The 18,624-nt window shown below is 59.6% G+C and carries 15 protein-coding genes; 11 read left to right on the forward strand and 4 right to left on the reverse strand.

Features of this window, described 5'->3' with window-relative positions:
• The first annotated feature begins 64 nt into the window (after positions 1 to 64).
• The 3 genes from HDF12_RS15420 to mnmA all read left to right on the forward strand — a co-directional run bounded on the left by HDF12_RS15420 (position 65) and on the right by mnmA (position 4,025).
• A complete protein-coding gene (locus HDF12_RS15420; RefSeq protein WP_179584795.1) occupies positions 65 to 2,050 on the forward strand; it encodes a hypothetical protein in 1,986 nt (661 codons plus the stop codon).
• A gap of 102 nt (positions 2,051 to 2,152) precedes the next feature.
• Entirely contained in the window at positions 2,153 to 2,605 is a 453-nt protein-coding gene (locus HDF12_RS15425; RefSeq protein WP_179584797.1) for a VOC family protein, read from the forward strand.
• A 295-nt stretch (positions 2,606 to 2,900) separates the two neighbouring features.
• Positions 2,901 to 4,025: a tRNA 2-thiouridine(34) synthase MnmA gene (mnmA, locus tag HDF12_RS15430; protein ID WP_179584799.1), complete on the forward strand. Its 1,125-nt coding sequence runs from the start codon at positions 2,901 to 2,903 to the stop codon at positions 4,023 to 4,025.
• Between the two features lie 13 nt (positions 4,026 to 4,038).
• On the opposite strand, the gene HDF12_RS15435 is transcribed toward mnmA, so the two are convergent.
• Both HDF12_RS15435 and HDF12_RS15440 read right to left on the reverse strand, forming a co-directional pair.
• Positions 4,039 to 4,620, reverse strand: a complete 582-nt coding sequence (locus HDF12_RS15435) for a hypothetical protein (protein ID WP_179584801.1) — start codon at positions 4,618 to 4,620, stop codon at positions 4,039 to 4,041.
• A gap of 104 nt (positions 4,621 to 4,724) precedes the next feature.
• Positions 4,725 to 5,120, reverse strand: a complete 396-nt coding sequence (locus tag HDF12_RS15440; RefSeq protein ID WP_179584803.1) for a YtxH domain-containing protein — start codon at positions 5,118 to 5,120, stop codon at positions 4,725 to 4,727.
• 450 nt (positions 5,121 to 5,570) lie between these two features.
• Between HDF12_RS15440 and HDF12_RS15445 the strand changes: the two genes are divergently transcribed.
• Together HDF12_RS15445 and HDF12_RS15450 are read left to right on the forward strand one after the other, a co-directional pair.
• The gene (locus HDF12_RS15445; protein WP_179584805.1) at positions 5,571 to 6,707 is read left to right on the forward strand and encodes a BON domain-containing protein; all 1,137 of its coding nucleotides are present in this window, start codon (positions 5,571 to 5,573) and stop codon (positions 6,705 to 6,707) included.
• A gap of 165 nt (positions 6,708 to 6,872) precedes the next feature.
• Positions 6,873 to 8,669 carry a glycoside hydrolase family 57 protein gene (locus HDF12_RS15450; protein ID WP_179584807.1) on the forward strand — a complete coding sequence of 599 codons (1,797 nt, stop codon included), beginning with the start codon at positions 6,873 to 6,875 and terminating at the stop codon, positions 8,667 to 8,669.
• 9 nt (positions 8,670 to 8,678) lie between these two features.
• On the opposite strand, the gene HDF12_RS15455 is transcribed toward HDF12_RS15450, so the two are convergent.
• Positions 8,679 to 8,990 carry a hypothetical protein gene (locus HDF12_RS15455; protein ID WP_179584809.1) on the reverse strand — a complete coding sequence of 104 codons (312 nt, stop codon included), beginning with the start codon at positions 8,988 to 8,990 and terminating at the stop codon, positions 8,679 to 8,681.
• A 174-nt stretch (positions 8,991 to 9,164) separates the two neighbouring features.
• Here HDF12_RS15455 and HDF12_RS15460 point away from each other — a divergent pair, with 174 nt between their 5' ends.
• From HDF12_RS15460 to sixA, 5 genes are all read left to right on the forward strand, one after another.
• Positions 9,165 to 10,076 carry a hypothetical protein gene (locus tag HDF12_RS15460; protein WP_179584811.1) on the forward strand — a complete coding sequence of 304 codons (912 nt, stop codon included), beginning with the start codon at positions 9,165 to 9,167 and terminating at the stop codon, positions 10,074 to 10,076.
• A complete protein-coding gene (locus tag HDF12_RS15465) occupies positions 10,073 to 10,735 on the forward strand; it encodes a class I SAM-dependent methyltransferase (protein WP_179584813.1) in 663 nt (220 codons plus the stop codon). The genes HDF12_RS15460 and HDF12_RS15465 overlap by 4 nt, the downstream gene beginning before the upstream one ends.
• A gap of 65 nt (positions 10,736 to 10,800) precedes the next feature.
• Positions 10,801 to 12,903 carry a M1 family metallopeptidase gene (locus HDF12_RS15470; RefSeq protein WP_179584815.1) on the forward strand — a complete coding sequence of 701 codons (2,103 nt, stop codon included), beginning with the start codon at positions 10,801 to 10,803 and terminating at the stop codon, positions 12,901 to 12,903.
• A 71-nt stretch (positions 12,904 to 12,974) separates the two neighbouring features.
• Entirely contained in the window at positions 12,975 to 14,060 is a 1,086-nt protein-coding gene (locus HDF12_RS15475; RefSeq protein WP_179584818.1) for a hypothetical protein, read from the forward strand.
• 73 nt (positions 14,061 to 14,133) lie between these two features.
• Positions 14,134 to 14,667 carry a phosphohistidine phosphatase SixA gene (gene sixA / locus HDF12_RS15480; protein WP_179584820.1) on the forward strand — a complete coding sequence of 178 codons (534 nt, stop codon included), beginning with the start codon at positions 14,134 to 14,136 and terminating at the stop codon, positions 14,665 to 14,667.
• Here sixA and HDF12_RS15485 read toward each other — a convergent pair.
• Positions 14,619 to 16,181: a Ppx/GppA phosphatase family protein gene (locus HDF12_RS15485; RefSeq protein ID WP_179584822.1), complete on the reverse strand. Its 1,563-nt coding sequence runs from the start codon at positions 16,179 to 16,181 to the stop codon at positions 14,619 to 14,621. The genes sixA and HDF12_RS15485 overlap by 49 nt on opposite strands.
• A 135-nt stretch (positions 16,182 to 16,316) precedes the next feature.
• On the opposite strand from HDF12_RS15485, the gene HDF12_RS15490 reads away from it, so the two are divergent.
• On the forward strand, positions 16,317 to 18,524 hold the full coding sequence (locus HDF12_RS15490; protein ID WP_179584824.1) for an ArnT family glycosyltransferase: 2,208 nt from the start codon (positions 16,317 to 16,319) through the stop codon (positions 18,522 to 18,524).
• Positions 18,525 to 18,624: the final 100 nt, after the last annotated feature.

Consider the following 18,624-nt stretch of genomic DNA (forward strand, 5'->3'; position numbering starts at 1 on the left):
TCCTCGGATCCATTTATACTTTCCTCAAACTCGATCAAATCACTTAGTGCTTAAGGCTTTTCTCATGATTCGCCGGGCTCTGCTCCACTTTTTTCTCCCTTTTTCTTTAATAACTCCTTCTCTCGCTCAGCGTACGACCAAAAATCGGGACCTGCCCATTACGTCGCAGGCCCCCATCCAGGTTGAGCTCCTTGCCGCTCTCGATGTTGGCAAGCTTTCGCCCGGCGCGTCGGTGTTCGCGAAAGCGCGCGTGGACTGGAATCAACCCAACTGCCACCTTCGCGCCGGATCAATGGTCGTCGGCCACGTCGTCGATCTCGAAAAGCGATCAAAGCTTAACAAAGGGTCCAGCCTCACCGTCGCCTTCGACCACGCCGACTGTGATGGCCACATCTCTCCCCTTCCGCTCACTCTCTTCGCCCTCATCGCCGTCCCACACGTCGACGAGGGCATCCCATTGGCAGACACCGGCGCGAGGTTCGGCGCGGCCAGCAGTAATCCGCACTTCGGCATGGGAAGATCGACTGCACCCGCACCACCTCCCGTCAACTCGAAGGACGACATGAGCGTCAGGGGAAACTCCGTAGAGGACAAGACCCCGAAAGTCATCCAGGCAGGGCAGGTCATCGGCCTTAAGAAAGTCACCCTCAGCGTCGGCACTGGTCCCGATGGCGCCTCCGTCCTCTCCTCCCTCAAAGACAACATCCGGCTCGAAGGCGCAACTCAGCTCATTCTCATGCCGCAGTCTTCGATCGTTGTTCGTCCAGGCCCAACCCTCGAGGCCAAGTCAGATTCGCCCGCCCTGGGCTCCGAATCACCATCCCCCGCTGTGGCACCAGCACCAGCTCCTCCTCCCCCGCCTCCTCCTCCACCAGAGATCGACGAAACAAGTATCTGCACCACCTCCTGTTCCACAGTCCCCACGGAAACCAGCACCGTATCGGCAAACGCCTCCCTCTCCATCTCCGCCGCTCTCTTCGGCTTCTCGCCTCACGACAGCCGAGAGTTCAGCGCCTTCGACTACGAATCCACGGTGACCTACCTCGACTCCCAGAACCTTCTCTTCACCTACGACCCGCACAAACTACGCCAGCGCTTTCCTGCCGGCATCCGCACCGAATCCATGCGCACCATACGCGCCGTCCTCCTCGATCCCGCAACGCTCAAGGTAAAAAAAATCGTCGACTGGCAGGTTCAGGGAGAAGGTCAGTTCATCTGGCACGGCGCATCCGGTCAGATCCTGGTTCATCTCGGCCACCATCTCCGTCTTCTCGACTCCGACCTCAACGTTGTTCGCGAGACCTCCATTCCCGGCCAACTCGTCTTCGTCTCAACTTCACCCTCCGGAGAGTTCGTCGCCGTCGGAACGCTACATGAGCGACACACCGCAACCATGCATGCCGAGCTCGCCCACGACACCCACATCGAACCAGAAGAAGACATCGATATCCGCCTCTTCGATCAAAACTTCGAACTTCTACTCACCTCCCGCCAAACCTCCGCTCTCCCTCCGCCAGTCCTCTCCGACACCGGCGAGGTTCGGGTCAACTCAACCGGTCGAAATCGTTGGCGCATTCGCGAGTTCCGCTGGGACCGCACCGAACACACCATCGCGAATCTCACCTCTGCCTGTCGCCCGGACCTCGCTACGCCTCTCACCGGCTCTGTCTTCCTCGTAGGCTGCAGCGACTCTCCCCTCCAGAACTGGTATCGCCTCATTCGTCTTGACGGCCATCCCATCCTCACCGGCAAAGGCTCTTCGGACGAGATCGAACAATCCTCAAGCAGTACGAACCAGAACGACGTCGCAGTTAGAGTTGTCCGCGCTCACTCCTCCAGAGCACGCGGCCAGACATTCAAAAAACAGGACCTCAAGGAGCAGGAGATCAGCGTCTACAGGGTCAGTGACGGCAAACGTCTCTTCTTCTCCCTCAACCCCGACGTCTCCCTCGCCGAACAGTCGTTCGCTCTATCGCCCGATGGCGCTCAACTCGCCATTCTCTCCGGCATCAATATCTCGCTCTACACCGTCGCGAAAGCAACTCAGTAAAATGCAAAACCAGTCTCACAGATAAGGCCACCCTCCAGAGCCCGCATCCTCGGGGATTGGCGTCGCCCCAAACTTGCTCGCACGATCTCCAGGAGGACGCTCATGATCGCGAACCGTTCTGTCCCGGTCGACACCCTACTTCCCCACATCTTTTATCGCGATCTGGCCGCAGCCATCGATTGGTTGACCAAGACCTTGGGCTTCGCGGAACACTACCGCTATGGAGACCCCCTCAGCGGCGCTCAAATGCATCTCGGCGATGCGTGGATCATGGTCCAGTCCACACGCGCAGACAGAGCCGCACCCGCGCAGCTAGGCGCCTACACCCAGAGCCTCACGATTTTTGTGGAAGACGTCGAATCCCACTTCCAACACACGAAGAGCTCAGGAGCCACCATCATCGAGGAGCTTAATGAGACCGTCTATGGCGAGCTCCAGTACGGCGCGCTCGATCTGGACGGTCACCTCTGGTTGTTTTCACGACATGCCCGCGATCTAAGTCCCGAACAGTGGGGCGCAACGCTGGCTCCGGCCAACTCTCGTCACCGAAACTGAGGCCGCCAAAATCCTGTCAAGCCCCCTACACAACAAAACCCGCGCCAATCCAGCGAAATCGCGTGGCGTATCAGTTTCACTCAAACTGCTATACTCGATAAAGAGTAAGGAAAAAGCCCCGACAATTCGGGGCTTTCCGTGCGTTTAGCACATAAGCCCTTTGAAATGAGGAATCTGCAAGTAAATCCTTTAGCAGTAGTATTTTACAGAGATATACCTGTCGCAAGTCTACGAAAATAAGCGCCTTACGAGCAGGTAATAGGAGGGGCCCCCCACTCAGGCCCGCACATAACAAATGCCCAACGAGCCCAACAACACGATAGCGGTCGCCATGTCCGGAGGAGTCGACTCCTCCGCTGTAGCCGCCCTCCTGCGCGCTCAGGGCCACGACCTCGTCGGCCTCACCCTCCAGCTCTGGAACCAGCGCCGTCTCGCCGGACACGAGGGCATGCCCGAATCCGTCCAGGGACGCTGCTGCTCCATCGACGACGTCTACGACGCCCGCCACGTAGCCGAGCAACTCGACATCCCCTACTACGTCGTCAACCAGCAGGAGCGTTTCGAAGCCGACGTCGTCAAGCCATTCGTCAGCGAATACCTAGCCGGCCGCACGCCCATCCCCTGCACCCTCTGCAACAACCACCTCAAGTTCGACCAGCTCCTCACCACCGCCCGGCAGATCGGCGCCGACCGCATCGCCACCGGGCATTATGCGCGAAATCATTTTGACCAAGTCAGACAGCGCTGGATCCTCTCCCGCCCTGAAGACAAATCGAAGGACCAGACCTACTTCCTCTTCGGCCTCACCCAGGAGCAGCTAAGCCGCACCATGTTCCCACTAGGCGAGATGCAGAAGCCCGCCGTCCGCCAGATGGCCGCAGAAGCCGGCCTCGCCGTAGCCCAGAAGTCCGACTCCCAGGAGATCTGCTTCATTCCCGGCGGCGACTACAACACCTTCCTCAAGGCCTACCTCGACGAGCAGGGCGAAGACCTCCCCAATACAGCCGGCGAGCTAGTCACAACCACCGGCGAAGTCATCGGCCATCACGAAGGCATCCAGAGCTTCACCGTCGGCCAGCGCAAAGGCCTCGGCATCACATCGCCGAACCCCCTCTACGTCCTGGCCATCCACCCCGACTCCCACCAGGTGACGGTAGGCTCAGACGAAGATCTCCTCTCCCGCGACCTCTTCGCCAATCGCCTCAACTGGATCTCCATCCCCGGCCTCGCCGAAGGCGAGGGAGTCCGAGTCAGCATCAAGATCCGCCACCGCCACACACCGGCCATGGCCACCCTCACCCGCATCGACGACCAGACAGTCCACGCCTTCTTCGACGAGCCCCAACGTGCAATCACCCCCGGCCAGTCCGCCGTCTTCTATCAGGAAGACGAGGTAGTCGGGGGTGGTTGGATCACCTGACAGAAATCAGAACCTACCAGCCGTCATCGGAGTCAGGACGACGACCGCTCGCCCGCCCGCTTCCAAATCCCTTCGCCCGGCCAGCCAGAACGTCCAACCCCGCCTTCAGCCCATTCACCAGCCCCGAAACCTCGCGAAGCGGAACTTTGATCCCCCGCTGAACCGTCTCCGAGATGTCGGAAGTAGTATTCAGAACCGAGGTCACCATCCCATCCACCCTCGCCATCTGCGCCCGTGTCTTCGAGTTCAAATCGCTCGCGGTCGCGTCAAACTCCTGAGCTTTCGCGCGAACAACATGGCTCGTCTCAACCAGGTTCTCCGTGATGATCTTCACCTTCGGAGCAGTGTCCTGAATGAAACCATGAGAGCTCTCCATAAGCGGCATCACCTTCGCGCGAATCTCTTCAAAAATCTCAAGTCCGCGCTTCCGTGCCTTCGCCGCGCCAACAGCCATAACGATCAGAGCGCCCGCCTGAACCACCAGAGCAACCGCAACCATACCCACGAAGACCATCAACATCTTCGAGTTCCCCGACGAAAGCGAGTCTGGGTCCTGCAGCCACATTCCTGACATCACGATCCGCATCGCTTCCATAACGTCTCTCAATCCCTCAAGTTACGAGATAACAATCATAAGGCCCGGCCGCCAGCAAGGGTCGACCGGGCCCAGACTATCAGAAACGACTAAAAGATAAACGTTTACGAGTGAGATTCGCCCGTCGTGCTCGCATACGCTTCTTTACCCGCGTCAATCGCAGCACTCACCTTATCGGTATGCTCCTGCACCAGGCCTTTACCCTTCTCAACATACTGAGCCCACTGAGTCCGACCGCGGTCATAGTACTCCTTACCCCGATCAACGTACTCGCTCACCTGCTGCTTGCCTTGTGCAGCCAGAACAGTCGCGCGATCCTGCGCCTGCTGCGCAAGAACAGCCGCTTTGTCCTTAGCATCGAGCGCGCTCGCTACCAGATCTTCCCGCGTCTCTTTCCCGGCCTTCGGGGCATACAGTACCCCTACAAGTGCACCAATCCCCAGTCCCGCCAGGAACCAACCCAATCCACTTACTCCACTCTCGTTGTCGTTATCTGACATGCTCATTCTCCTCTTTCAGGCTTCAAGTGCGGAATCTGCCTCTCCGCCTTTTATATCTCAACTTGCAGATTTCTAATCCGTCAGATCTGAAATCGAATCAGGAATACCCTGCCTCGCCCAATCAACCGGTAAAGCCGCACTGCCTTCGTTTAGGGAGATGCCCTGCGTTCCAATTAGGTTGCGCGCCCTCATCTTCACCACGCATCATTTGTCGCAGAACCTCGCATGCCCTGCTGGGCATCCCTGCTTGATCTGAGCCAAAATGCTACCCATGATTTTTCGATATCTTTCGGAAACAGGTTCGTCTAATCCCCAGGAAGACCACCGCTCCGCAAAGATAGGGAAACCCATCATTCCCTCGAAACTTCGAACTGAGACGCTGCATCGGATAGCTGTTCAGTGATTTAGAGTGTTCGCAGTGCAAGTCACTCGACGCACGAAAGGGGTTTCATGTACGCCGAACGTCATCTCTCCGCCACCCGCGCCCTACTGGCCGTCGCAACTCTAGCCATCACTCTCGGCTTCTCCGGATGCAAGAGTTCCGCGCCCGCGACTCCTACCGACGACGCCAGTCTCACCGCCGCTGTGCAAAGCCGCATCTTCGGGGACGACGCACTCAAGTCCGAGCCCATCAACTCCTCCGTCCAGGGACGCGTCGCCACCCTCAACGGCAACGTCAGCAGCGAAGCAGCGCGCTCCCTCGCCGCAGCCGACGCCGCTCAAGTCGCCGGGATCAAGACTGTAGTCAACAATCTCTCCGTGCAGGCTCCCGCTCCCGTCATCACTGCCGCAGTCGTTCCTCCGCCTCCACCCCCTCCCCCCGTCGCACCAAAGAAACTCCCGACCCCCAAGCCAACACCCAAGCCAAAGCCCGCCCCCGTCGTTCACGAGTCTGCGCCTGCCGATGTTCCTCCCCCTCAGGTAGCAGCCGCCGTCCCGCCCCCGGCCCCCCAGCAGGAACTCCCTCCGCCTCCTCCACCCCCGCCGCCCGCGCCTGAATTCCGTAGCATCACAGTTCCACCCGACACCACGATCCCCATTCGCATCATTCAAACTCTCGACAGCGCCACCACCCAACAGGGCGACACCTTCACCGGCACCGTTGCCACCGACATCATCCTCGATGGTCTCGTCGTCATTCGCCAGGGAACCCCTGTCTCAGGCCGTGTCTCCGCCGTCCAGGAAGCAGCCCACTACAAAGGCAGTTCCCTACTTACCGTCGAACTCACCAGCATTAACCGCCGCGGCGAAAAGCTCGCCGTCACCACAGAACCCTACAGCGTCGAAGGCAAGGGCCGCGGTAAAAATACAGCCGAAAAAGTCGGCGGCGGAGCAGCCGTCGGTGCTATCCTCGGTGGCATCCTCGGCGGTGGCAAAGGAGCAGCAATCGGCGCAGCAGCCGGTGGCGGTGTCGGCGCTGGCGCAAACACCATCACCCGCGGCGAACAAGTTCAGATCCCATCCGAAAGCCTCATCCGCTTCCGTCTGACCAACACTTTATCTCTCAGAGTTTCCACAAAAAATACCGAGAGCACCAGCTCCAATCCCGATCTTCAACAGCGACCTGCAGACCAGCCGCCACAATAGCAAAACTTTGCATCTAACCGTTTAGAACAAGGGACGCAGACCACCCGGCCTGTCGTCCCGTCGCCTGAAGCTCATCATTGCGAAGCCGGTCTAAACCAAGCTGCAGCCGACGAATCCGTCACAAGACTGCCCCTAACCGAAGCGTAACTCCAGAGGTGTTCCGTCTTGACGAAGGCATCGCTCGACAATGCGTCTCGCCCCGCAGGGTTTCTCACCTTCACCCTGCATGCGCATCTTCCGTATGTCGTCAATCACGGCACGTGGCCCCACGGCCTGGAATGGCTCCACGAAGCCGCAGCCGAGACCTACCTCCCCTTCCTCCGTGTCCTCAAAAATCTCGAGCGCGACCAGATCCGTTTTAACTGCAATCTCAACCTCTCGCCCATCCTGCTCGAACAGCTCTCTCACCCTGTCTTCCTGGCCGAGTTTCCTCACTACCTCACTCGCAAGATCGTCGCCGCCCGTGAAGACGAGGCGTTCTTCCTGCAAGCCGGCGATGGTCATCTCGCCGAGACTGCCCGTTTCTGGCAGCGCTTCTTCTCCCAGGCACTCGAAGACTTCAACCACTTCGACCGTGATCTCATCGCCGCCTTCCGCCACTTCAACGACACCGGCCTCATCGACATCATCACCTGCGGCGCCACCCACGGTTACATGCCTCTGCTCGGCACCGACGAAAGCGTCCGAGCCCAGATCCGCACCGCCGTCGACACCCACATCCGCCACATCGGCAAAGCTCCCCGCGGCATCTGGGCACCCGAGTGTGGCTACCGTCCCGCCGGTCCCTGGAGCTATCCCGTCTCTAACGCCGACGGCAGCCCCACCCCTCCAGCTTTCAATCGCATCGGCATCGAACAAGCTCTCTCCGAGTCCGGCCTCGAGTTCTTCTTTGTAGACACCCACCTTATCGAGGAGTCCCGGCGCACCGCCTCCCCCTACGACCGCCCCGGCAATAACAAGCCGCAAAGCCCTGATGAGGATCGCCAGACCCATCAGCCGCATCGCTCCCTCTATCAGCCTTACTACGTTGACGGACCCTACGACAAGCAACACGCCACGACCATCTTTCCCCGCGATCCCCGCACCGGCCTCCAGGTCTGGTCCGGCGACACCGGTTATCCCGGCGACAGCGTCTACCTCGACTTCCACAAGAAGCGTTGGCCCGGCGGTCATCGTTACTGGCGCGTCACTGGCTCCAGGGTCGACATGAACGACAAACAGCCCTACTACCCCCACGAAGCCGCCGAGCGCACCAAGGCTCACGCCGGCCACTTCGTCCATCTCGTCTACGAGGCGCTCAAATCCGGCTTCAACGACACCGTCCCACCCATCCTCTGCTCCCCCTTCGACGCCGAACTCTTCGGCCACTGGTGGTTCGAGGGTCCCCTCTGGCTCGAATCCGTCGCCCGCAATCTCCATGATTACGATTCGGGGATCAAGCTCATCAGTTGCGCCGACTACCTCGACCAGTACCCGCGCGCCGGCTTCATCGCCATGAACGAAGGCTCCTGGGGATCCGAAGGCAACAACCAGGTCTGGCTCAACCCCGAGACCAGCTGGACCTACACCCACATCTACCCCGCCGAGCTCTACACCCGTGATGTCTGCACCGCAGGCCTCTGGCGCACCTCCTCACTGGGCCTTCGCATCATGCAACAACTATGCCGCGAACTCCTCCTCCTGGAGTCCTCCGACTGGCAATTCCTGATCACCACCGGTGCAGCTCGCGACTACGCCGAAATTCGCTTCCTCACCCATAACGATCAGTTCAATGAAATAAAAGCCCTCTGGCAGACCTTCGAGTCAACCGGCGCAATCACCGAAGCCGAGCAAACCCGCCTCACCGAGATCGAACTCCGCGACAGCATATTCCCCGACATCGACCCCGGCCTCTGGGTAACCGGTGCCGCAGAGACCCATCCTCTTACACCGATCCCCCACCCAGTCGAAACCACCGCCTAGCCTTTTCCTTTACCAAACTCTGCCGTTGTTCTTGCCGTTGCCGTCGCCGTCGCTTTTTCTTCTGCTTTTCTTGTTGTCATCCCCGAAGGGGATCTGCTTTTGCTCTTTGTCGTTGCACGTTCTCCCATCACCAGACAATCGCCACCCTAAGCGATGGTCAACCAAGACCTGCGCGCTCACCAGAAAACCTGTCAAGCCCCAAAACCACGAAAACCCGGGCCAATCCAGCACATTCACGTGGCGTATTAGTTTCACGCCAACAGCTATAATGAATGAATAAGCAAAGAGAAAAACCCCGGAAACCACCGGGGTTTTCGACATTAAACCGTAACCCCTTTGATTGGACGAATTTACCCGCAACCCTTTTGGAATGAAGATTTTGCAAAGGGCAAAAAATCGTAAATATTTGAAAAAAGGTAGTTTACGGTAGGGTACCCCCCGGGGGGACCCCCCAAATTCCACCCCCAATCGCACAACCAATGGCATCAGAGACTAATGGAAAGGACCAGACTGACGGTGACGACAGCGACCCAAACCCCACCCCACACCGCCACTCTCAGCCACCAAGCCACATCTCCCAGGAATCCCCTCACCCTCTGGCATCTTCTCTCCCTCGATGCCCCCACAGTAGCCGCCCTTTGGACCTGGTTTATCGCCTCCGCCAACCACCTCCATCTCCCAGCGATCAGTATCGTGGCCATGTTCCTCGCCGTCTGGATGCTCTACGCCGCCGACCGTCTCCTCGACGCCCGCTACATCGGCGCATCAACCAACGCAAAGCTCGAAGCCCGCCACTACTTCCATAACCGACATCGCCGCCGCTTCCTCACCGGCATCCTCAGTGCCTCCGTCGCTCTAGCAATTCTTCTCCCCCACCTTGAAGCCCAGGCCATCCATCTCTATCTCATCCTCGGCGGCCTGCTCTGCGGCTACTTCATTCTCATTCACGCCACCAGCAGCGCTCATCGACTTCCAAAGGAGATCGCCGTCGGCCTCTTCTTCGCCGCGGCCACCTTCATTCCCACCATAGCTCGCCGTCCCGACCTCCGCATCTCCCTGCTCCCGCTCGCAATCCTCTTCGCGACTGCGTGCAGCCTCAACTGCCTCTTCATCTACGCCTGGGAACACAGCTCTCTTCCGCAATCCGATCATCAGGCACACGCCGCCACTCATCTGGCCCTCCGCAACCTTCCCCTTCTCACCACCGGCCTCATCTTCCTCAGCGCCGCCCTCACCCGGCTCGACCACCAGGCTTCCTGGCCAATCCCATTTGCGATCGCCGTCTCTGCCACATCCCTTCTCCTTCTCCATCGCCGTCGCCACCACACAGGCCGGCTCGCCCTCCGCAGCCTCGCCGACCTCGCCTTCATCACTCCGCTCCTCCTACTCCCCTTCCTCCCTCGATGACGACCGCCCAACCCAACTTCGATCTCATCGCACGCCCCTATCGCTGGCTCGAATACATCACCCTCGGCCGCGCTCTCGAAGACTGCCGCCTCCATTACCTTCCAAGCCTCCTCAAGCGCAAGCAAGCCCTCGTCCTCGGCGATGGCGACGGCCGTTTCCTCGCCCAACTCCTCGCCGAAAATCCTCACCTCCGCGCCGATGCGATCGACACCAGCGCCGCCATGCTCCTGCTCCTCCGTAAACGCTGCGAAGCCTTGGCCCCCAACGCATCCACCCGCCTCAAGACCCACCAAGCCAACGCACTCACCTGCCCACTCGACGGACCCTACGATCTCATCGTCACCCACTTCTTCCTCGACTGCCTCACGCAGCCCGACCTCGAGAATCTAGTCAACCGCATCGCACCAACTCTCGCCCCGAAAGCCCTCTGGCTGGTCTCTGACTTCCACATCCCCAGCGGCCCCATGCGTCTCCCTGCAAAGGTCCTCGTCCGCACTCTCTACCTCGCCTTCCGCATCCTCACCGGGCTCCGCACCGCTCGACTCCCCGACCACGCCACCTCCCTCCAGCAAGCAGGCCTCACTCGAATCGCACATCGACACCGACTCGCCGGCATCCTGGTCACCGAACTCTGGCAGTTCAACCCGGCCACTCCATGAGCCCCTCGACGACGGAGCACAAACTTTTTCCTCGCCAAATCCACAACCACACCTACAATCCCCGTATGCCGCGCACCCACCCGCTCCTCGTCGCTGCACTCCTTCTGCCGCTCGCCGTCAAGGCCCAAACAACTTCGCAGCCCAGCATCGCCACCAACTCCCCCGATGGCAAACCTCTCTCCACCCGGGTCGTCGCCTACAACATCGACGCCAAACTCGACACCGGCAAAAAGACCCTCGACGCCACCGAGACCCTCACCTACAAAAACCTCACAGGCCAGCCCCTCACTACAATTCCCTTTCATCTCTACCTCAACGCCTTCCGCCCCGAGTCCACCTTCACCAGCGAAACCCACTTCACCGGCGGTGTTCGCGGCAACGAAGACGATAACGACTATCCCGCGGAAGAGCGCGGCAGCATCACCATCTCCCACATCGAGGCCGACGGCTACGGCGACCTCACCACAGCCATGCACTTCATCGCACCCGACGACAACAACGCCGAAGACCACACCGTAACCGAGCTCAGCCTCCCTCACCCGCTCGCGCCCAACGACTCCATCACCTTCCGCCTCGACTTCCACGACGTCTTCCCTCTCTCCGTCGCGCGCAACGGCTACAAGCGCGACTTCATCATGGGAGGCCAGTGGTATCCCAAGCCCGGCGTCTTCTGGCACGGCGCCTGGAACTGCCACCAGTACCACTCCACCACAGAGTTCTTCTCCGACTTCGCCACCTTCCGCGTCTCACTCACCCTCCCGCGCCGCTACGTCGTCGGAGCCAGCGGCATTCCCACGGGTGAAGCCATCAACCCGGACAACACCAAGACTCTCAGCTTCTACGGCGAAGACATAGGCGACTTCGCCTGGGCCGCCAGCCCGAACTTCACCATCACCGATGGCACCTATCTTTCTTCCCTCGGCCCGGTAAAGATCCACGTCCTCGCGCTCGCCGCCCATCCCAAAGCCGGTGCTCGTTACCTCGACATCATGCAGAAGACCCTCGCGCAATATGACCATCGCTACGGGCCCTATCCCTATAAGATCATCACCGTCATCGATCCCGAACCAGGCTCCGAGATCGGCGGCATGGAGTATCCCACTCTCTTCACTGGCGACACCTCCTGGTACGATCCCACCTACCTCACCGAGCAAGCTGCCGAGCACGAGTTCGGCCACCAGTACTGGTACGGCATGGTCGCCACCAACGAGTTCGAAGATGCCTGGCTTGACGAGGGCATCAACTCCTACACCGAAGTTACGGTCATGAACGCGATCCTCGGCTCCCAGAACTCCGTCTTCGGACGTTCCTACGCGAACTTCAGCGACACCGACCTCCGTCGCCTCGACTACAGAGCCAAACCTGACTTCGATCCGGTCACCCGCTGGGCCTTCAAATTTCGTGACTTCTTCTCCTACGGCGGCATCACCTACGGTAAGTCGGCGACACTCCTCGCCACACTTGAAGGCCTCATCGGTCGCGACACCATGGAGGAAGCGATGCGCACCTACTTCATGCGCTACCGCTTCACCCATCCAACCACCGAAGACTTCCTCCGTACCATCGAAGAAGTCGCCATCAAAAACGGTCGCGCAACCGCCCTCGGAGGCACAGTCATCAATCCTTCAACTCAGACCGCGCGTCATGCAGACACGCCCCAGTTCATTCCGCAGACCGGCCTCGCCGCCGTCTTCAACGCTCCGAGCAACTCTCAGGTTGTCCCCATCTCAAGCCTCCGCCCCTATTTCAATCAGGCCGTCTACGGAACGCAAGTTCTCGACTACACCGTGGATCAAGTCTCCTCTGATCCAGTCAAGTGGTGGCTTCCCGAAACTAAAGACAAGAAGCAGATCCAATACCTCTCCACGGTCTACCTGCATCGCAAGGGTGACTTCACCCTCCCTGTCACCGCCGAGATCGCCTTCGACGACGGCACCCGCCTTCGCGAACACTGGGACGGCCTGGACCGCTGGACCAAGCTCACCTTCACCCGCAACGCTAAGATCGTCTCCGTCGAGATCGACCCCGACCACGTCACCCTGCTCGACAAAGATCCCTTCAACAACAGCTACGTCACCACACCCAATAACATCCCCGCACTCAAACTCTCCAACATCTGGCTTAGCGTTCAACAGCTCTTGGCCCAACTCTCATCCTGGATCGTGTGAGTGCCTGGATCGTGTGAGTAATCGTCCGACAACCCTGACGCCCCGCAACCACAAATTTGGAGTTTCGCCACATGCTCGAACGCCGCAACATCTTCCTTCACGGCCTCTTCCTGACGTTACGCCGATTCCCTGCGGTTCTGTGGGCCTACGTCTTCAACCTAGGTCTCGCTCTGATCTTCACCGTTCGCCTCCACAGTCAGTTCAGCTCCATGATGGATCACTCCCTGGCCGCACAACGACTCATGGGCGGCTTCGACCTCGGCACAATGGGCGAAGCCTTTCTCCGCCTTCAAGACGGTCCCTCAGGCGGCAGGACGGAGTCCTACTCCGCTATTCCCCTCTATCTCCTCGTGTATCTCTTGCTCGTGCCCGGAACCCTCTACTGTTACCAAACCAAGAGCCCTGCCCGCCTTAGTACTCTTCTGCACCAGGGCCTGCTCCACTTTTGGAGATTCTTCCGAATCACTCTCCTCACCATCCTCATCTCGACGCTCATCCTCGGCCCTCTCGTCTTCCTCCAGTCCAAGTGGGCTGATCACGTCGACAAACACGCGGTCGAACGTCATGCCTTCTTCGCAACCCTTATCGGCTACATCCTCATCTTCCTCGTAGCCTCCATCCTTCGTCTCTACTTCGATCTCGTCGAGGTCTACACCGTCCAATTAGGTCTGCATCTGCGCCACAACGGCAAGCCAGACCGCCGCGTCCGCCGCGCCCTCGCCCCCGCGTGGCGAACCCTCCGCGCTCACTTCTCGCAAGCGTGGCCCATCTTCCTCTTTCTCACCCTGCTCGGAGCGGCCGCCGTAATCCTCACCGCCCGCGTCTCGATGCACATGCTCGCCCAGCCGCGAGTCTGGCCAATGTTTCTGCTCGCCCAATCAGGCCTCTTCTTCTTCTTATTCACTCGCTTCTGGCAGCGCGGAGCCGAAACCTCCCTAGCTCTCCAGAATCCAATCTTCACCCCCTCGCCCCTGCCGATCCTACCGATAGTTGGCAAGGTCAACCCTATCGACCCTCTGCACCCAAATCACACCATCCCAACTCCGCGATCCGCTCTGCCCCTCGACCCGATCCCAAACCCGGAACCCGCCTCACCCTCGCTCGACGAACCAGATCCCGGAGTCTTCCATCACGATCCAGCCAAACCACCGCATTAGTCCGGGATCTCACCACACGTTCACCGCCCGGCCATGTTCCAGAAACAACACTGCGATAGAATGTGAATAGATTATGAATTTGTATATTCTTCGCCATGCCAGTGCCGGCCTTCGCCGAGCCAACCCCCTTCTCGACATGAAGCGTCCGCTCGATAAAGAAGGAAAAAAACACAGCCTACAACTCGCCTACGTGCTCAATGCATTGAACATACAGTTCGACCTCATCGTCTCAAGCCCGCTGAAGCGCAGTCTCCAGACCGCCGCTATGATCGGCACCGAGACCGGTTACGAGGCGCCGATTCAACAATCTGACGCACTGGCCCCCGCCGCCACCGTAAAAGACTTCCAAAAGCTCCTTCGCGAGCTCTCCAATCGCGAAAACGTTCTCGTTGTGGGCCATAACCCCAACATATCTGTCTTCTTAGGCTCCCTCCTGGTGCCCGCCTCAAGCCCGGAAGCCAAGATCCGCCTCCGCAAGGGGTCCATTGCCCGTGTCGTCCTAACCCGCGGCCCTGCCACCCTGCAAGCCCTTTTGGATCCTCGTACCGTCCGCGCCCTCTACGCCACCTCAACGAAGAGCTCCCGCCGGAAGACCTCGCGGAAGTAAGCCGCTTCCTTCTTCAGCGACCAGGCCTCTAACTCTGCCCCGCCGCGCCCCGGCACCAGCTCCAGCAGCACCCGCTTCGGATACACGTGGGTCTTCATCTGGAGTACCGCGCTGGCCCGATCCTGATTCAGCGCTACCGCCAGCCGCAGCAGGACCACCGCCCGCGTAACGTTGGCATGCTCTTCCACAGGAATCCATCGCATCGGCCGGTCCAGCGGATCCGGCCGGCTCTTCCCCATATAACGAGCCACGGCGCTCACAATCATTCGCTGCTCTGGAGAAAATCCGAAGATCTCCGAGTTCGCAATAATGTACTGCGTATGCCGGTAGTGTCCCTGGTGGTTCATAAACTTGCCGACATCCTGCATCATCGCCGCCGCCTCAAGCCACAGCCTGTACTCCTCCGGCAGCTCATGCACTCGTGCCAGCGCATCGAATAGCTCCACCACATGTTGCCGTACCGGCTCCACCTGCCGCTGTTCGATTCCATATCTCTCGCAAACCTCCAGCACCCCCGCCCAGCGTTCGCTCTCAATCTTCTGGTGCACCGAGGTCCGCAGATCCACCTCCGCCAGCATCTGCGCCAACATCCCATCCCGCAGCCCCAGCGGCGAGTAGCGAAAGCCCTTCAATCCCATCTTTTCCAGCAGGCTCGCATACACCAGCGACCCGCCAATAATGATCTCCGACCGCCGCGGACCGATCCCCGGAACAGCCTCCCGCTCCGCATTGTTCATCTTCGCCAATCGATCAGCCAGCCTCCGCACATCCGGAGTATCCGCAGTCAACGCCCCCACGCGCTCCACCCGCTTCTTGGCCAGCGTCTTCTTCACCGTTCTGCCTTTGCGAACATGACCACTCGCCTCCGCCAGCGCCGACGCCGTCCCCGAGGTCGCAATCACCAACCCCACCCTCGGCGTCCCCAGCTTCTTCTCTGCCCGCTTCAACTCGCGGTCGATGAACTGTTTCAACCGCGCAACATCCTCCTTCGACGGCGGATCGGTGCGCAGAAACTCTTCCTGCAGGCGTACCGCGCCCAACGGCATGCTCACCATCGTCTTGATCCGTCCGCCATCAGAGAGCGTCACCTCACAGCTCCCGCCACCCAGATCAATCAGCAGACAACGACCCCGTGCCCCGACCTCATGGGTCACCACCCCCAGATGAATCAACCGCCCTTCCTCAAGCCCCGAGATCACCTCAACGCTCCACCCAGTCGTCGCCTTCACCCACTCGGTAAACGCCGCGGCATTCCGCGCATCCCGCATCGCGCTCGTCGCCACCACACGGACCTTATCCGCCACATGGAGCTGTACCGCTTTATGAAACCGCTTGAGCGCCCGAATGGTAGCCGCCATCGCCTCCGGTGAGATCACTCCGGTCTGAAAAACACTCTCTCCCAGCCGCGTAACTTCACGATCTTCATGCAAAGTCTTCAATCGGTGCATCTGAACCGTAGCAATCTTCAACCGGCAAGAGTTCGACCCAATATCGATCGCGGCAAACGTAGGCATATTTCGGAATCACCTCAGGGAGCAAAAATCCCACCACCAGCAGATTACATCCCGCGATCGATTCTCTGAATCCGGCTGGCTCGTGCCAGCAGCCTACCCTCTCACCCATTTATGCTTAGAGAGCCACACAAAATCATGCTCGCAGACACCGTATTGGAAAAAATCGCCGAACCTAAGGCCTCCCTCGAATCCTGCACCCCCCGACGCTCTGCAGCCCTTCTCACTCTCACCGGCCTCTGGCTCATCATCTTCTTCGCAGCCCTCTTCTCTCCCCCGCTGCTCGATGACGCCGACGCCACTCATGCCGACGCCGCCCAACACATGGCTCTCTCCGGCGACCTCGTTACTCTCCGTGTCGACGGCATCCGTTATCTCGAAAAGGCACCGCTACCCTACTGGCTGGGGGCGCTGAGCTTCCGACTCTTCGGATTCAACACCTTCGCCGTGCACCTTCCGCAGGCAATCGGCGTCTTTCTCCTGGCTCTCTTCGGTTATCAATGGGCCTATCGCGCCTTCAACCCCCGCACTGCCTTCTACACCGGCCTCGCAACCCTCACTACAGTCGGTGTCTTTCTCTTCACCCGCTACTACATTCCCGAAGTCCTGCTCTCGCTCTTTCTGGCGCTCGCCCTCTTCTGCCTCCTCCGATCGGTAGTTCCTCAAACAAGTCAGACAGCGATAGCTCAACGGCCAACAAGGATCGATCCTGGCTCTTCCAACGCCGAGAAAATAGTGGCCATCGCGACCGGAACCCAGCCGAGTAGAGGAGCTTCCTCATCTTTCTCACCAGCTGTCTACGCCTACGGCATGTGGACAGCTCTCGCTCTGGCTGTCCTCACCAAAGGCCTCGTAGCCCTCGTCTTCTTCTTTGGCACAGCCATCGCCTACCTCATTCTCAGCGGGGAGTACAAAAACTGGCGCGGTCTCAAGCCCTTCACAGGCATCCTGCTCTATCTCGTCATCGCAGCTCCCTGGCACATCCTCGCCGGCCTGCGCAACACCGGCGGCATGAACGGGCACGGCTTCTTCTGGTTCTACTTCATCAACGAGCACGTTCTCCGGTTCCTTGGTCGCCGCTATCCCAAGGACTACAACAAGCTACCGGGCTACCTCTTCTGGAGCCTTCATCTCGTCTGGCTCTTTCCTTGGTCGCTCTTCTGCGGAACCTTGTGCCGGCAGGCCTACGTCGCGTTCCAGCGCTATCGCGCCTCGAACCCCGCTCCCGTAGACGAAGCAAAAACCTTCTACTGGCAGCCCTACGCAGTCGTCGTAGTTGGCCTCGTTCTGCAAAACGCCCTGAAAGTCCCTTACATCTTCACCCTCTTTCTGGCACTCATTCTCTTCCTGCTCCACGGCCTCCGTCGCCGACAGTCGAACTCTCCGTCCGGCACTCCGCTGCTCAGCGTCGAGACCCTCGCCCAGCGCAGCACTCTCGTTCTTAGCCTCTTCGCCTCACTCGTCCTGGTCTTCTTCTCCGTTTCCACAAACCAGGAGTACTACACCTTCCCCGCCTACCTCGCGATCATCATCCTGCTCGCCGTCGCCCTCAGTCGCGCCGAGCAGACCTTCGCCGCCGACCGATCCTCCCGTCTCTGGATCATGGTCGGCCACGCCACACTCACCGTCCTCGGCATCGCCATTGCCATCACCCTCGCCTACGGCCTCTGGACCTCCCGCCACCTTCCCTTCGTTCCCGACATAGGCGACCTTCTCGCCCATCGCGGTGTCGGCGACTACACCCTCTCCATGTCAGGCATCTTCGATCTCACTGGCCCCAGCTTCGCCGCGCTGCGCCTTCCAGCCGCACTCGCCGCCATCGCCTTCCTTATCGGTCCCTCGGTCGCGTGGCTTCTTCGTACCCAGCGCAGGCATCTCGCCTCAACCGTGGCCGTGGCCGTCACCGCTACCACCTTCTTCATCGCAGCCCACATCGCCTTCGCCCGCTTCGCCCCCATGCTCTCCTCCAAGAGCTTTGCCGACACAATCCAGCATCTCGAAGCCAGTCACGCCATCTCCCCTGAAAACAAAGTCATCTTCTACGGTGACCAGTCCTACGGATCCTCGATCACCTTCTACCTCGGCCGTCAGATCGACCTCGTCGACGGCCGTGCCTCCTCCATGCTGTTTGGCGGCACCTTTCCCGACGCACCACCCATCTTCCTAACACCGCAGGATCTCCTGAACATCTGGGGGCAAGGCGAACGCAAGCTTCTCTTCGTCCCTCTCGATCAACGTGGCGCAGTCGATCGACTTCTTGGGAACCACAAAATCCTCCTCTTCGAAAGCTCCGGCAAAGCCCTCTACACCGACCGTCCACTCGAAAACTCAGGCAGGACTCCCTGATCCGAACCGCGGCAATCTTGATATCACAGCTCTCTCGCAGCACCGGGTTATCTGGCAAAGCGTCTAACGACAAAAGCCATAAACCGCACACACTGAACAA

This window comes from Tunturiibacter gelidiferens (assembly GCF_013410115.1).
GTDB classification, from domain to species: domain Bacteria; phylum Acidobacteriota; class Terriglobia; order Terriglobales; family Acidobacteriaceae; genus Edaphobacter; species Edaphobacter gelidiferens.

Bases quoted from the DNA above. Each gene is read 5' to 3' on its own strand.
- HDF12_RS15425 (WP_179584797.1), top strand. From the start codon at position 2,153: ATGATCGCGAACCGTTCTGTCCCGGTCGACACCCTACTTCCCCACATC.
- sixA (WP_179584820.1), top strand. From the start codon at position 14,134: ATGAATTTGTATATTCTTCGCCATGCCAGTGCCGGCCTTCGCCGAGCC.
- HDF12_RS15485 (WP_179584822.1), bottom strand. From the start codon at position 16,181: ATGCCTACGTTTGCCGCGATCGATATTGGGTCGAACTCTTGCCGGTTG.
- HDF12_RS15455 (WP_179584809.1), bottom strand. From the start codon at position 8,990: ATGTCGAAAACCCCGGTGGTTTCCGGGGTTTTTCTCTTTGCTTATTCA.
- HDF12_RS15440 (WP_179584803.1), bottom strand. From the start codon at position 5,120: ATGTCAGATAACGACAACGAGAGTGGAGTAAGTGGATTGGGTTGGTTC.
- mnmA (WP_179584799.1), top strand. From the start codon at position 2,901: ATGCCCAACGAGCCCAACAACACGATAGCGGTCGCCATGTCCGGAGGA.
- HDF12_RS15460 (WP_179584811.1), top strand. From the start codon at position 9,165: ATGGAAAGGACCAGACTGACGGTGACGACAGCGACCCAAACCCCACCC.
- HDF12_RS15420 (WP_179584795.1), top strand. From the start codon at position 65: ATGATTCGCCGGGCTCTGCTCCACTTTTTTCTCCCTTTTTCTTTAATA.
- HDF12_RS15445 (WP_179584805.1), top strand. From the start codon at position 5,571: ATGTACGCCGAACGTCATCTCTCCGCCACCCGCGCCCTACTGGCCGTC.
- HDF12_RS15475 (WP_179584818.1), top strand. From the start codon at position 12,975: ATGCTCGAACGCCGCAACATCTTCCTTCACGGCCTCTTCCTGACGTTA.
- HDF12_RS15465 (WP_179584813.1), top strand. From the start codon at position 10,073: ATGACGACCGCCCAACCCAACTTCGATCTCATCGCACGCCCCTATCGC.
- HDF12_RS15435 (WP_179584801.1), bottom strand. From the start codon at position 4,620: ATGGAAGCGATGCGGATCGTGATGTCAGGAATGTGGCTGCAGGACCCA.
- HDF12_RS15490 (WP_179584824.1), top strand. From the start codon at position 16,317: ATGCTCGCAGACACCGTATTGGAAAAAATCGCCGAACCTAAGGCCTCC.
- HDF12_RS15470 (WP_179584815.1), top strand. From the start codon at position 10,801: ATGCCGCGCACCCACCCGCTCCTCGTCGCTGCACTCCTTCTGCCGCTC.